Origin of the sequence: Hyalangium versicolor (assembly GCF_020103695.1) — a bacterium.
Classification (GTDB): domain Bacteria; phylum Myxococcota; class Myxococcia; order Myxococcales; family Myxococcaceae; genus Hyalangium; species Hyalangium versicolor.
The window spans coordinates 118,735-132,094 of sequence record NZ_JAHXBF010000006.1; the positions used below are offsets into that span (position 1 = coordinate 118,735).

General features: G+C 68.6%; 8 protein-coding genes. 7 read left to right on the plus strand and 1 reads right to left on the minus strand.

What is annotated here, in order from left to right:
* Positions 1 to 157 precede the first annotated feature (157 nt).
* The 5 genes from KY501_RS14380 (at position 158) to KY501_RS14400 (ending at position 10,207) form a co-directional block, all read left to right on the plus strand.
* Positions 158 to 616 carry a response regulator gene (locus KY501_RS14380; RefSeq protein ID WP_224363499.1) on the plus strand — a complete coding sequence of 153 codons (459 nt, stop codon included), beginning with the start codon at positions 158 to 160 and terminating at the stop codon, positions 614 to 616.
* A gap of 66 nt (positions 617 to 682) precedes the next feature.
* Complete coding sequence (locus KY501_RS14385; protein WP_224363500.1) at positions 683 to 4,498, plus strand: bifunctional serine/threonine-protein kinase/formylglycine-generating enzyme family protein; 3,816 nt, start codon at positions 683 to 685, stop codon at positions 4,496 to 4,498.
* 195 nt (positions 4,499 to 4,693) lie between these two features.
* Positions 4,694 to 5,629 (plus strand): ADYC domain-containing protein, encoded by a 936-nt coding sequence (locus KY501_RS14390; RefSeq protein WP_224363501.1) that lies wholly within the window; start codon positions 4,694 to 4,696, stop codon positions 5,627 to 5,629.
* A gap of 204 nt (positions 5,630 to 5,833) precedes the next feature.
* Positions 5,834 to 6,976, plus strand: a complete 1,143-nt coding sequence (locus tag KY501_RS14395; protein WP_224363502.1) for an efflux RND transporter periplasmic adaptor subunit — start codon at positions 5,834 to 5,836, stop codon at positions 6,974 to 6,976.
* A gap of 42 nt (positions 6,977 to 7,018) precedes the next feature.
* Entirely contained in the window at positions 7,019 to 10,207 is a 3,189-nt protein-coding gene (locus tag KY501_RS14400) for an efflux RND transporter permease subunit (protein WP_224363503.1), read from the plus strand.
* 162 nt (positions 10,208 to 10,369) lie between these two features.
* Here KY501_RS14400 and KY501_RS14405 read toward each other — a convergent pair whose 3' ends face one another.
* Positions 10,370 to 10,837, minus strand: coding sequence for a type II secretion system protein GspG (locus KY501_RS14405; protein WP_224363504.1), 468 nt, complete (start codon positions 10,835 to 10,837; stop codon positions 10,370 to 10,372).
* A 187-nt stretch (positions 10,838 to 11,024) separates the two neighbouring features.
* Here KY501_RS14405 and KY501_RS14410 point away from each other — a divergent pair, with 187 nt between their 5' ends.
* Positions 11,025 to 11,330 carry a S24/S26 family peptidase gene (locus KY501_RS14410; RefSeq protein WP_224363505.1) on the plus strand — a complete coding sequence of 102 codons (306 nt, stop codon included), beginning with the start codon at positions 11,025 to 11,027 and terminating at the stop codon, positions 11,328 to 11,330.
* Positions 11,331 to 11,376: 46 nt separating this feature from the next.
* Entirely contained in the window at positions 11,377 to 13,359 is a 1,983-nt protein-coding gene (locus KY501_RS14415) for a 4-alpha-glucanotransferase (RefSeq protein ID WP_224363506.1), read from the plus strand.
* Position 13,360 lies beyond the last annotated feature (1 nt).

A 13,360-nucleotide genomic window follows, 5' to 3' on the forward strand; every position in this document is an offset into this window, starting at 1 on the left:
CGGGACCTGGGTTCCGAGGGGGCGGTGTCGTTTTCCCGACATACCTACAGCGCGGCAGTGCACTCCCCATCCGGGGGGGGGAACGGGCAGCAACGCCGGACCGTGTATAGAATGATCTCCGCCCGCTTTTCCCCGTTCGCCGGAGAGTCCTCGCGCCATGAGCCAGTCGGCTACCCATCCCCTTCCGCCGCCCGTCGACGAGGGTGCCAGCGACGTGTCCTCGCCTTCCAAGAAGCGCGTCCTCGTCGTCGATGACTTCGACGATGCGCGCGAGATGTATGCCGAGTACCTGGAGTTCGCCGGCTTCCAGGTGGAGACGGCTCGCAACGGCCAGGAGGCCGTCGAGAAGGCCCAGGAGGCCTCGCCCGACATCATCCTCATGGACCTCTCCCTGCCCGTCATGGATGGCTGGGAGGCCACCCGCCTCATCAAGGGCGACAACCGCACCCGTGACATTCCCGTGATGGCCCTCAGTGGGCACGTCCTCGCCGGCAGCGAGAACCATGCCAAGGAGGCCGGAGCCGACGAGTTCGTCGCCAAGCCCTGTCTGCCGCAGGATCTGGAGAACAAGATCCGCAACATGCTCAAGCCCAGCAAGCCGAAGGACAAGCGCTAGGCTGCTGACATGCACTGGCTCCCGGGGCGGCTTGATTGCCGAGGCCCGGGCGCGTAGGCACCCATCGTGGCCTCTCCCGCCTCCCGCACGCCTCCCGATACGTGGACTCCTCCCGAGGAGTTCGATGAGTATCGTCTCGTGCGCCTCATCGGACGCGGGCGCACGGGGCGGGTGTATCTGGCTCACGACACGCTGCTCGAGCGCCCCGTCGCGGTGAAGTTCATCCCCGCCCTGGGGCAGAATGCCCTGGCCCGCTTCCTCGTCGAGGCCCGCGCCGCCGCTCGCATCCAGCACCCCAATGTCGTCACGCTCTACCGCGTGGGGCAGCTCGAGGATCAGCCCTACCTCATCTCCGAGTTCATCCGCGGCGTGAGCCTGGACCGGCTCGCCAAGCCTGTGCCCTCCGAGCGTGCCCTGTCCATTGGCAAGGATCTGGCGCGCGGGTTGAGCGCGGCGCACCGCCGGGGCGTGCTGCACCGGGACATCAAGCCCGGCAACGCCGTGCTCACGGAGAGCGGCGAGGTGAAGCTACTCGACTTCGGGCTGGCCAAGCTGCTGGATCCCTCCGCCTCGGCCGAGGAGGCCAAGCGTCCGCCTCGCGCGCCCGTTCCGCCCGAGCTGCCCGCGGAGATGGATCCCGAGGCCAGCCCCGGCTTTGGTGCGCGCTCGTTGGACGGTGTCTTCCTCCCCTCGCTGCCTCGGGGCGCGCTGGTGGGCACGCCGTATTACATGTCTCCCGAGGCCTGGGCCGGCGAGGATCTCACGGCGCGCAGTGACGTGTACTCGCTGGGCGTCGTCCTCTACGAGCTGTGCTCGGGCAAGGGCCCCTTCCGGGACGTGCCCTGGAAGGAGCTCTCCGAGGCCGTTCGCAACCGGGATGCGCGTCCGCTGGCCGAGGCCGCGCCGGGCGTGGAACCGAACTTCGCCGCCGTCATCGATCGCTGCCTGCGGCGCGAGCCCTCCGAGCGCTACGCCTCCGCCGCGGCGATGCTGGATGCGCTGGAGCAGATCGGCCGGGACGATGGCGCCGCGGGAGTCATCCCCGAGGGCAACCCCTACCGCGGGCTGCAGGCCTTCGAGGCCGAGCACCGGGCCCTCTTCTTCGGCCGCCGCCGCGAGCAGCGCGCGGTGCTGGAGCGGCTCAAGGGCGAGCCCTTCCTGCTCATCACCGGCGACTCGGGCGTGGGCAAGTCCTCGCTCTGTCTGGCCGGCGTCATCCCCCTCATCACCGAGGGAGCCCTGGAGGATGGGAGGCGCTGGCGAGGCGTGCGCCTGGTGCCGGGCCGCCGTCCCGTGGCCGCGCTCGCCGCCGCGCTGGCGCCCGTGCTGGAGATGGAGGAGGAGCTGCTGGCCGCCTTCATCCACGCGGAGCCGTCGGGGCTGGCTCGGCGGCTGCGTGCGAAGCTGGGCGCGAAGGAAGGGTTGATCCTCTATGTGGATCAGCTCGAGGAGTTGGTGACGCTCGCCAGCTCGGAAGAGGCCACCCATGCGGGCCTCGCGCTGGGTGAGCTGGCCGAGGGCGTCACCGGTGTGCGGCTGCTGGCCACCGGCCGTAGCGATTTCCTCACCCGTCTCACCGCGGTGCCGGGACTGGGCGCCGAGGTGCCGCGCGCGCTGTATCTGCTGCGCGCGCTCACGCCTGAGGAGATGCGGGAGGCCATCGTCGGCCCGGCCCGCGTCAAGGGTGTGAGCTTCGAGTCCGAGACGCTGGTGGACACGCTGGTGGCCTCCACCGCCGTTACGGAAGGTGGCCTGCCGCTGCTCCAGTTCGCCCTGGCTGAGTTGTGGGAGGCGCGGGACAAGGCCGCTGGAGTCATCACCCAGGCGGCGCTGGACGGGCTGGGCGGTGTGGCCGGAGCGCTCGCACGGCACGCGGACGCGGCCGTGGACAGCCTGCTGCCGGATCAGCGCATCGCCGCGCGCGGGGTGCTGCTGCGCCTCATCACCGCGGACGGCACGCGCGCACGCAAGACGGACCGTGAACTCGTGGGCGAGGATCCCCGCTACCGCGCCGCGCTCGAGGCGTTGGTGAGGGCCCGCCTGCTGGTGGCGCGCGAGGCGGAGGAGGGCACCTCCTACGAAGTGGCGCACGAGGCGCTCGTCACGGGCTGGAAGACGCTGGCGCGCTGGCTGGTGGAGGCGGCCGAACGCCGCGAGGTGCAGGCCCGGCTGGAGGCAGCAGCCGCGCACTGGGAGCGCCTGGGCCACACGCGGGACGTGCTCTGGGGGCCTCGGCAGCTGGCCGAGACTTCGGTGCTGGACCCGAGCGAGCTGACGCGCCGCGAGCTGCAGTTCCTGGAGGAGTCCCGCCGCACGGTGGTGCGCAGCCGCAGGGCCCGGCGCGTGCTGGCCGCGGGCTTCCTCGTGCTGCTGGCGCTCGTATACGGCGGCGGGCGGCTGCGCGAGCGGTGGCAGCTGGATCAAGAGGTCCGCGAGCAGTTCGCCGAGGCGACGCGGGGCTTCGAGGAAGCTCGGGAAGAGCGTGATGCGCTGAGCGCCGAGCGCACCGAGGCCTTTCGCCTCTATGGCTCCGGTCACAAGGCCGACGCGGACAAGCTGTGGGCGCGTGCGATCGATCATGGAACGCAGGTCCGCCAGCGCTTCGACACGGTCGCCTACCAGTTGGAGCGCTCGCTGGGGCTGTCCCCGGATGACCACGACATCAAGCTCAAGCTGGCCGAGTGCCTGTATGAGCGGGCCCTGCTGGCCGAGCAGGAGGGAGAGGTCGTCGCGCTGCCCGCGCTGCTGCAGCGGCTCCGGCTGTATGACCGGAATGAGGCGTACTGGCAGCAATGGAACGCTCCCGCCCGGCTCTCCGTGGAGACGGCGGCGCCCGACGCGGTGGCCGAGCTGCGCCCCCTGTCTCAACAGCCAGCAGGAACCCTCGAGCCGGGAGAGCCCGTGCCGCTCGGTCCGGCTCCTTGGAAGGATGTCCCCGTGGCGCCGGGGTTCTACTCCCTGACCGTGAAAGCGCCCGGCCGAGAACCAGCGAATCTCCCGGTGCACCTGACGCGCGGCAAGCCGTTCCTCCTCATGGTGCCGTTGCCGGCCGTGGGTTCGCTGCCCAAGGGGTTCATCTACGTGCCCCCGGGCCCTGTGCTCTTCGGCAGCGGGCTGGACATGGGGGTGCGCGACTTCTTCAACACCATCCCCCTCCACGAGATGGAGACGCCGGGCTACCTCATCGCCCGCTACGAGACGACCTACGCGGACTGGATCGCCTACCTGGATGATCTGCCCGAGAAGGAGCGCGCGGTGCGCACGCCCGCCGTGGGCGCCTCGTACATGGGCGCGCTGCGGCTGACCCGCGAGCAGGGCACCTGGGTCCTGCACCTGCAGCCCAGCTCTGCTCCTCCTTATGTGGTGCGCGCGGGGGAGAAGCTCCGCTACGCCAAGCGAGATCGCCGCGGCGAGCAGGACTGGCTGCGCATGCCCGTGACGGGCATCGCCTTCGATGACGCGGAGGCGTACACGAAGTGGCTGGCTCGCACGGGGCGTGTCCCCGGCGCCCGGCTCTGCTCGGAGCTGGAGTGGGAGCGCGCCGCGCGCGGGGTGGACGGGCGCGAGTTCCCCCATGGCAACCGGCTCGAACCGGATGACGCGAACGTCGACCTCACCTACGGCAAGGAGCCCGGTGGCTTCGGGCCGGATGAGGTCGGAAGCCACCCCCTGTCCCGCAGCCCCTTCGGTGTGGATGACATGGCAGGCAACGCGTGGGAGTGGGCCATTGCCTGGTTGCAGCCCAACAAACCCATGCTGCGCGGAGGCAGCTACTACTACGCCTCCAACTCCGCCCGCTCTTCCAACCGGGAACTTCCAGAGCGAACTTTAAGGGAGCTTTCCGTGGGTCTCCGGGTATGCGCGGATTCGCCAGTCCGGTAGATATTGCTGCCGGCGGGGGAGCGCACCTGGCAAATGCCGGGTACCGGACGAAGATTCTTCCTCGCCAGTCCTTTCAGTAGGCTCGAATGCCCGCAGGTCGACGGTGCAAGTGCGCCGGAGCCTGCGTGAGGATTGCTGCTTGAAGCCTCGCTGCACACCGTCCCGCAAGTCGGATCAGGGCAGTGGAGGCTTTCCATGGGTACTAAGGGCTTGGTGGGGGCGGCGCTGGCCGCTTGGGTGGTGGCGGGGTGTGGGGTGTCCGAGACTCAGGGAACGGACTCTTCTTCCCTGAAGACGGTCAAGGCGAACGTGGTGCACGAGAACGGAGTGGTGCTCAACGGCATCAACCCCAACGGCACCCTGCTCAACAAGGTGCTCGTCTCGGTGCAGTACGACAGCGCGCGGATCCCGGGAACCGGTCGCCCGCTCGAGCAGGTGTGGCTGATGGGCTCCGAGTTCCACGGCCTGCGGAACCAGCAGGAGCTGTCGGGTCAGGACTTCCGGCAGGCGCGCTTCTTCGGTGATCTGGACGACGGCTCCCGGGTGGCGTTGCGCATCGACTCCGTGACGCAGGGTACGGGCACGGACTCGGACGTGTGGTCCTACCGGGTCTCCTACCAGGAGCCGCAGGATGGGCAGTGGTACCCGCTCTGCAAGACGCTGGATGGCACGGTCTCCGATGCGATCGCCCTGGAGGGCCAGTGGAACTACGGCCAGGGCGTGACGGGGGGCGGCTCGAAGGTCTACTCCTCCACCAGCTTCACCTTCGCGTGCGACGGCTACGCGTTGGCCAAGTGCGTGCGCTTTGGCTACAAGCCCTGGGACTCGGTCAACGGCGTGAGCCTGGCGGACTACCACCAGTCCTGCACCCGCCTGCTGCGCGCGGACTTCTGCGGCGACGGCACTCCGCACACCGTCAATGGCAACCTGGTGAACATCTATGACTCGGCGAGCGTGCAGACGGACGCGGAGAACTGGGGGGCCGAGGCCGAGTGGAATGCGAATGGCGCCTCGTGCTTCACCTCGCACAACCGCTCCACCACGCCGATCCAGTGCGCGGACGGCCGCCTGGTGAACTCGTGTGGCCAGGGCTTCTCGTCGAACACGCTGCTGATCAGCGAGACGCCGTGAGGCGCTAGCGCGAGAGCAGCGGGCTCGATGGATGGATTCGAAGGCCGGCTGCCTCGTCCGGGAGCGAGCAGCCGCCTGACACACCGCGTGCACCCCTCTGGCAACTCACTATCTCAAGCCTGAGTCTCTACTGACCGCGAACCGTCAGAGACAGGGGCACCGGCGATGCGACATGGGCCGAGGATCGAGAGAAGCACTCGGGGGATGAGCAGTCGGGCAGGCGTGCTGGGCGCCGTCCTGCTCGGCGCCTGCCTGCTGAGCTGTGGTGGGGGGCAGGGCGAGGCAGCCCCCGCGGAGTCCGAGACGTCGGTGACGTTGGGCGAGGAGAACCTCGCGAAGGTAGAGCCTCAGGAACTGCGGAGCGGTCCGGCCATCTCCGGCACCCTGCGCGCCCGGCAGGCGGCCTCCCTTCGGGCCGAGGTCGCTGGCCCCGTGCTGGAGGTGAAGGTTGATCAAGGGCAGGCGGTGAAGCGCGGGCAGTTGTTGGCGCGCATCGATGACGTGGCCTTGCAGGATCAGCTGCTGGCGGCGCGCTCCGCGGCGCGGGTAGCGGAGAGCGCCCTGCGGGTGGCGGAGACCGAGGAGAAGCGCAACGAGATGCTCTCCAACGCCGGAGCCATCGCGCGGCGGGAGCTCGAGCGGGCCCAGCTCGCGAGGCACCAGGCCGCCGCCCAGCTCTCGGATGCGCAGTCCCGGCTGTCGCTGGTCCGGGAGCAGTTGGGCCGCACGCGCATCGTCGCTCCGTTCGATGGCGTGGTGAGCGAGCGCCAGGTGAACGCGGGGGATGTGGTGCAACTGGGCGCGCCCCTGATCACCGTGGTGGATCCCACCAGCCTGGAGCTGGAGGCGTCGGTGCCCGCGGAGTACGCGGGGCGCATCCAGGTGAAGACGCCGGTCACCTTCCGGCTGCCCGGAAGCGCCGAGCAGACTTTCTCGGGAGAGATCGAACGCATCAACCCGGCGGTGGATCCGTCCACCGGGCAGGTGCGCATCTACGTGACGATCCCCAACGTGCGGCAGGCGCTGCTGGTCGGGCTGTTCGCCCAGGGGCGGGTGGCCTCCGAGGCCAAGGAGGCGATGGCGCTGCCGCTGGAGGCGGTGGATCTGCGCACCACGCCGCCTTCGGTGCTGCGCATCCGGGACGGCAAGGTGGAGCGGGTGACGGTGAAGCTGGGGCTTCGCGATGAGGTGGCGCAGCAGATCGAGGTCCTCTCCGGGCTGCAGGAGGGGGATGTGGTGGTGCTGGGTTCGGCGCGTGACCTGGTGGAGGGCACGCGCGTGGAGGTGTCCCAGGCGCAGCGGCCCTCGGAAGCCGACCAGGGGCCGGCCACGCCGGTTCCGCGCTGAGGCAGCTCCTCCAACCCCTTTCGCCTTCTTCGAGGAGCCGCCGTGGTCATCTCCGATTTCGCCATCAAACGTCCCATCGTCACCATCACGTGCATGGTGGCGCTGGTCATCTTCGGGCTCGTCGCGCTCATCAACCTGGAGACGGACGAGTTCCCGGATGTGCAGCAGCCGGTCATCGGCGTCACCATCGTCTACCCGGGAGCCTCGCCGGAGACGGTGGAGCGCGAGCTGGTGGACCCCATTGAGGACGCCATCTTCAGCATCAGCGGGGTGGACAGCGCCAAGACGATGGCGGCGGCCACGGACGGCCTGGCGCAGTTCACGGTGTTCTTCGACTACGAGAAGGACATCCAGCAGGCCTCGCAGGACATCCGGGATGCCATCTCCAGCAAGCGGGCGGATCTGCCGCAGGAGATGGAGGAGCCCATCCTCACGCGGTTCGATCCGTCGGACATGCCCATCATCTCGCTGACGCTGACGTCGGACACGCAGCCGGCGGCGGTGCTCTCGCGCATCGCGGACCCCATGGTGGTGAGGGAATTGCGCTCGGTGGCGGGCGTGGCGCAGGTGACGGTGGTGGGCGGCGTGGAGCGTGAGCTGACGGTGGAGCTCAAGCCGGCGGCGCTCCAGGCGGCGGGGCTGGGCGTGGCTGAGGTGGTGCAGGCGCTCCAGGCCCAGAACCTGGCCGCGCCGGTGGGCCGCATCACCGGGAAGCTGGAGGAGGAGACCATCCGCCTGAAGGGCCGGCTGGAGTCTCCCGAGGACTTCGCCAACGTGGTGGTGGCCGAGCGCAACGGACGGTCCATTCTGCTGGGGCAGGTGGCCACGGTGCGGGATGGGACGGAGGAGCCGCGCACCCTGGCGTTCTTCAATGAGAGCCAGGCGGTGGGCATCGACGTGCTGAAGGCCAAGGGCTACAGCACCACCGAGGTGAGTGACCTGCTGAGGGCGCGCGTGCAGGCGCTGCAGCCAAAGCTGCCCGAGGGCGTTCGGCTGGAGATGGTGGTGGATGCGGGGACGCGGGTGTCCGCCGCGGTGACGAACGTGGAGGAGGCGCTGGTCGAGGGCGCCATCCTCACGGTGCTGGTGGTGTTCCTCTTCCTGAACTCGTGGCGGTCGACGGTCATCACGGGCCTGGCGCTGCCGGTGAGCGTGCTGGCCTCGTTCATCAGCGTGTGGGCGTTTGGCTTCACGCTCAACACCATGTCCCTGCTGGGCCTGTCGCTGGCGATCGGTATCCTTATCGATGACGCCATCGTGGTGCGGGAGAACATCGTCCGGCACATCGAGATGGGGAAGGACCACTACAAGGCCTCTCGCGAGGGCACGAGCGAGATTGGCCTGGCGGTGGCGGCCACCACCTTCTCGATCGTGGCGGTGTTCGTGCCCATCGCCTTCATGTACGGAGTGGCGGGGCAGTGGTTCAAGCCGTTCGCGCTGACGATTGCGTGCGCGGTGCTGGTGTCGCTCTTCGTGAGCTTCTCGCTGGACCCGATGCTCTCGGCGTACTGGGCGGACCCGCAGGTGGAGAAGGGCGCGCGCAAGGGGCTCATCTCGCGGACGCTGTCGCACTTCAACCACTGGTTCGATCGGCAGGCGGACCGCTACAAGGGAGTGATTGCCTGGGCGCTGGACCACCGGCTGGCCATGGTGCTGCTGGCGGTGGGCTCGCTCGTGGGCGCCCTGACGTTGCAGGGGACGGTGGGCGGCGCGGGGTTCGTGCCGGTGAGCGATCGCAGCGAGATGGAGCTCCTGGTGGAGACGCCTCCCAGCTCGAACCTGGATTACACGCGGCGCAAGGTGGAGGAGGTGTCCCGCCTGGTTCGTGCGCACCCGGAGGTCGAGTACACGTACTCCACCATCGGCACGCCGCTGCCGCTGCGCTCGCCGGGCGTGGATCAGGCATTCGTCTACGTGCGGCTCAAGCCCAAGAGTGAGCGCACGAAGAGCCAGGAGGAGCTGGGCCACATCCTCCGAGACGAGGTACAGAAGCTGGGCGGGGCGGATGTGTCCGTCTTCACCAGCGGCTTCGGAGGAGCGTTCAAGCAGATCCAGCTCGAGCTGCGCGGGACGGATGCGCGCACGCTCAATCTGCTGGCCGAGCAGGTCCAGCGTGAGGTGGAGAAGGTGCCCGGTGCGGTGGACGTGGGCCTGTCCACGCGTGGCCAGAAGCCGGAGCTGGAGGTGGAGCTGCGGCGAGGCATCGCAGGGCAGCTCGGGGTGACGGTAGGGCAGGTGGCTCAGGCGTTGCGGCCGGCGTTCGCGGGGTTGGACTCGGGGGACTGGGTCGATCCCACGGGGGAGACGCGGGATGTGATGGTGCGGCTGGTTCCGGAGGCCCGCACGCGGCCGAGCGATCTGGCGCAGCTTCCACTGGTGCTCCCCAGTGGGCCTGGAGGCGCGCCCGTGGTGGTGCCGTTGGGACAGGTGGCGGACATCCGGGAGACGCTGGGCCCGGCGCAGATCAACCACCTCAACCGGGACAAGGTGATCAACATCCAGGCGAACGTCGAAGGCCGCTCTCTATCGGAAGTGATGCGGGACATCCAGGCGCGCGTGCAGAAGGTGCGGCTGCCAGCGGGCTACCAGCTCTCCGAGGGAGGTGAGGCTGCTGACCAGGCCGAGGTCTTCACCCGGGTCTTCACGGCGCTCATCATCGCGGTGGTGCTGATGTACCTCATCCTGGTGATTCAGTTCGGGTCATTCCTGGACCCGCTGGCCATCCTCGTCTCGCTGCCGCTGTCGCTCATCGGCGTGGTGCTGGCGCTGCTCATCACCGGGGACACGCTGAACATCATGAGTCTCATCGGCGTCATCCTGCTGATGGGCATCGTGGCGAAGAACGCCATCCTGCTCATCGACTTCGCCAAGTGGTCACACGAGCGGCGGGGGCTGTCGCTGCGTGATGCGCTCATCGAGGCCGGACGCATCCGCTTGCGGCCCATCATCATGACGACGTTCGCGCTGATTGCCGGCATGGTGCCGGTGGCGTTGGGGCGGGGCGAGGGCGCGGACTTCCGTGCTCCGCTGGGCCGCGCCGTCATCGGTGGCGTGATCACCTCCACCCTTCTCACGCTGCTGGTGATCCCAACGGTGTACGAGATTCTCTCGGATACCCGGAACTGGATCCTCCGGAAGTTCCGGCGGTGGTTCAAACGAGACAAGGCCGCGCCGCCGCAAGAGGGCGGAGGCGGAGTGCCTCGGCCGGTGCCCCAGGCTCCACAGGAATGAGAGGAGAGCCCTGGGCGCGGGCTTGCGCCAAACCTGTCCAACAGGCAGACAGGTTCGGACGGACTGAGCCCGGGAGGGGGGCGGCCAGACGGCTCGGTCGATGAAGGCCGAGCCCTCCATTTCGACGGTGAGTCTCGGGAGGGGAACTGCACGCGAGACAGATCAGTAGGGAGGAGGGACGCTGATCAATGGGGGTCCGTCGCTCTCGATGAGCCAGCGGGGGAGGAGACTTCGGTTGAAGACGTCAGCATCGTCCCCCTCGCCACCGGGAAGCCCGTCGGCTCCATCAGTCCAGACTCTCGGCACTCCCCTCCCAAGAGCGTAGTGATACGCGGTGCCCCAGGGATCTATCGGAAGGCGCTCGAGGGCTTGGTGTGAGACCAGGGCTTGAAGCCCCTCGGTTGTCGAGGGGTAATGCCCCGAATTCCTTCGATAGAGCTCAAGAGCGTGGCCGATGTTCTGGATGTCGGACCGTGCATCGTCCTGCTTGACCCTCGAACAGATGGAGGTCGGCACGAAGAACACGAAGCCCACGGCCATGAAGATGCCTGCCACCACGTTCACGGCCACGAGGGCCTCTCTCAGGTGGTGCCGCCAGCCGAGCCAGTGCATGGGATGAGGTGTCGTCATGCTCGATGCCCAAGCCTGTTCATGGGCTGTGCCAACGCTGATGTTCGAGGACCTGTACGAAGGCACACTGCGTGGCGGACCTCCTGTCACAGGCTGTCAGTACCCATCTGTCATCCTGGCAAGGCGCGTGTCAGGGCCTCCGAGAAGCCTGCGTCGCCGCCCTCGAATCTCGAAAAGGAGACACACGATGGGATGGGCAACGGAGGCGCTTCGCGCGCTGGCCAGAGGAGAACAGGTGACGATCCGGCCTCGCGGAGGCTCGATGCGAGGCCGGATCGAAGATGGGCAACGCGTCACGCTCGGCCCGGTCGACCCCGCGACGGTGCAAGCTGGAGACGTGGTGTTGGTTCGCTGGAAGGGTGGGGTGCTGTTGCACCTGGTGAAGGAGGCCACGGGTGACCGGGTGCTCATCGGCAACAACCTGGGCCGGGTGAACGGTTGGGCACGTCGCCAGGACGTCGTTGCGCGAGTGGTGCAGGTCCACCCCCGCTGAGCGGCATCGGCTATGGTCCCAGGAGCAAGAATCGCTCGGGGACTTCATGGCTGAACGGATCTGGTCGGACGACGTGTGGGCGAAGATGCGGAAGCTCGTGGCCGAGGCACTCGAGGCACTGGATGTGCGCAACCTCGTCCTGGGCATTCACGACTCGAGCTTTCCCAGCGACCCCACGGAAGATCTCGGCCGGGGCTCTCCCTACACCCGAGGCGCCTCCGGCTTCCTCGAGTTCGTGCGCGCACTCGGCTTCACAGGCATCCAACTCGGGCCGCAGGGGCAGACCTCCGAGTCCAATGCCTCGCCCTACGACTCGACGCTCTTCTCACGCAACATCCTCAACGCCCCGCTCGCGGCGCTGACCGAGGAGCCCTGGGGCCGGTTGCTGAGCCCCGAGCGTCTCGTGGCCCTTGTGATCATGCGTCCCGAGGGCTCCTGGCCCGGAGCGGGTTACCGCTATGCCTTCCGAGCCCAACAAGCCGCGCTCGACGAGGTGTGGACCACCTTCCAACGCGAGCGGGCCCGGCAGGATGCACCCCCTGCCATCCGTGAGCTGGCACAGCGCTTCAAGTCCTTCTCGAAGGAGCACCGAAGCTGGCTGATCCGCGATGCCCTCTTCGAAGTGCTCGCGGTCAAGCACGGCCAACGCGATTGGCGCCGCTGGGCCGGACAGGGAGAGGCTGCCCTGGACGCACGGCTCTTCGCCCCAGCCCTTGGAGAAGAGGAGGCGAGCGAGGCCCGTCAGCGCGCCCTGATCGCCGAGCACTCGGAGTTCCTCGAGCGCTATGCCTTCTTCCAGTTCCTCGTGCACTCCGCCCACCAGGAGCTGCGGACCCGAGCAGCAGGCTGGGGACTCAAATTCTATGGAGACCTGCAGATCGGCTTCTCGCTGGAGGACGCATGGTCCTGGCAGGGGCTCTTCCTGCGCACGTACTTGATGGGCGCTCCGCCCAGCCGCACCAACCCCGAGGGCCAGCCATGGAACTATCCAGTGCTGGATCCCTCCCGCTTCTTCGAGCCGCGCGAGGGACTCTCCGCGGAGCGGCGGCCCGGCCCCGTGCTGCGCTTCATGGATGCGCGCATGGACAAGATGCTCGGGGAGTATGACGGACTGCGCATCGATCACCCGCACGGCCTCGTGTGCCCCTGGGTCTACCGCTCGGGCGAGCCCGATGCGCTGCGCGCGGTGCAGACGGGAGCACGTCTCTTCGACTCGCCAGCACTGCCGGACCACCCGGAACTCGCCCGCTACGCCATCGCCACGCCGGAGCAGATCGACGGCACGGCGCCGCGCTACGCGGATGGCTGGGTCCGCTCGCTCACCCCCGAGCAGGTGCGCCAGTACAGCGTCCTCTTCGACACCATCGTCGCCTCGTCCCGGCGCCACGGGCGCGAGCTGACGGACCTGCTGGCCGAGGTGCTCAGCACCCAGCCCTATCCGCTCCAGCGCGTGTTGGCGCAGTACGGCCTGGGTCGCTTCCGCGTCACCCAGAAGGCCAACCTGGAGAATCCGGCCGACGTCTACCGCAGCGAGAACGCGGCCCCCGAGGACTGGGTCATGGTGGGCACGCACGACACTCCGCCTGTGTGGCGCGTCGCGGCCCGGTGGCGGGAGACCGGCACGGAGCGCGCTCAAGCGGACTACCTGGCGTCGCGCCTGCACCCGGAGCCCGAGGGCCGAGAGGAGTTCGCCCGCCGGCTCGTCGAGGAGCCGGGACTGCTCGTGCAGGCGAAGTTCGCGGACCTCTTCGCCTGCCGGGCGCGCAACGTGATGGTCTTCTTCGCGGACCTGTTCGGGATGCTCGACGTCTACAACGCGCCGGGCAGCGTGAACGAGGAGAACTGGACCCTGCGCGTCCCGGCGGACTACCCCCGCGAGTACCAGCAGAAGCTGGCGAGCAACGCGGCGCTCAACCTGCCTCGGGCGCTGGCGCTGGCGCTGCGAGCGGGCGGAGAGCCCTCCCGCACGCGCCACCGCGAGCTCATCTCCGGGCTGGAGCAGGTGGCCGACGCGCTGAAGAGCCCCTGAG

What these genes read in the sequence shown, in the direction of transcription:
- KY501_RS14410 (WP_224363505.1), top strand. Translation starts at nt 11,025, where the DNA reads ATGGGATGGGCAACGGAGGCGCTTCGCGCGCTGGCCAGAGGAGAACAG.
- KY501_RS14395 (WP_224363502.1), top strand. Translation starts at nt 5,834, where the DNA reads ATGAGCAGTCGGGCAGGCGTGCTGGGCGCCGTCCTGCTCGGCGCCTGC.
- KY501_RS14390 (WP_224363501.1), top strand. Translation starts at nt 4,694, where the DNA reads ATGGGTACTAAGGGCTTGGTGGGGGCGGCGCTGGCCGCTTGGGTGGTG.
- KY501_RS14380 (WP_224363499.1), top strand. Translation starts at nt 158, where the DNA reads ATGAGCCAGTCGGCTACCCATCCCCTTCCGCCGCCCGTCGACGAGGGT.
- KY501_RS14405 (WP_224363504.1), bottom strand. Translation starts at nt 10,837, where the DNA reads ATGACGACACCTCATCCCATGCACTGGCTCGGCTGGCGGCACCACCTG.
- KY501_RS14415 (WP_224363506.1), top strand. Translation starts at nt 11,377, where the DNA reads ATGGCTGAACGGATCTGGTCGGACGACGTGTGGGCGAAGATGCGGAAG.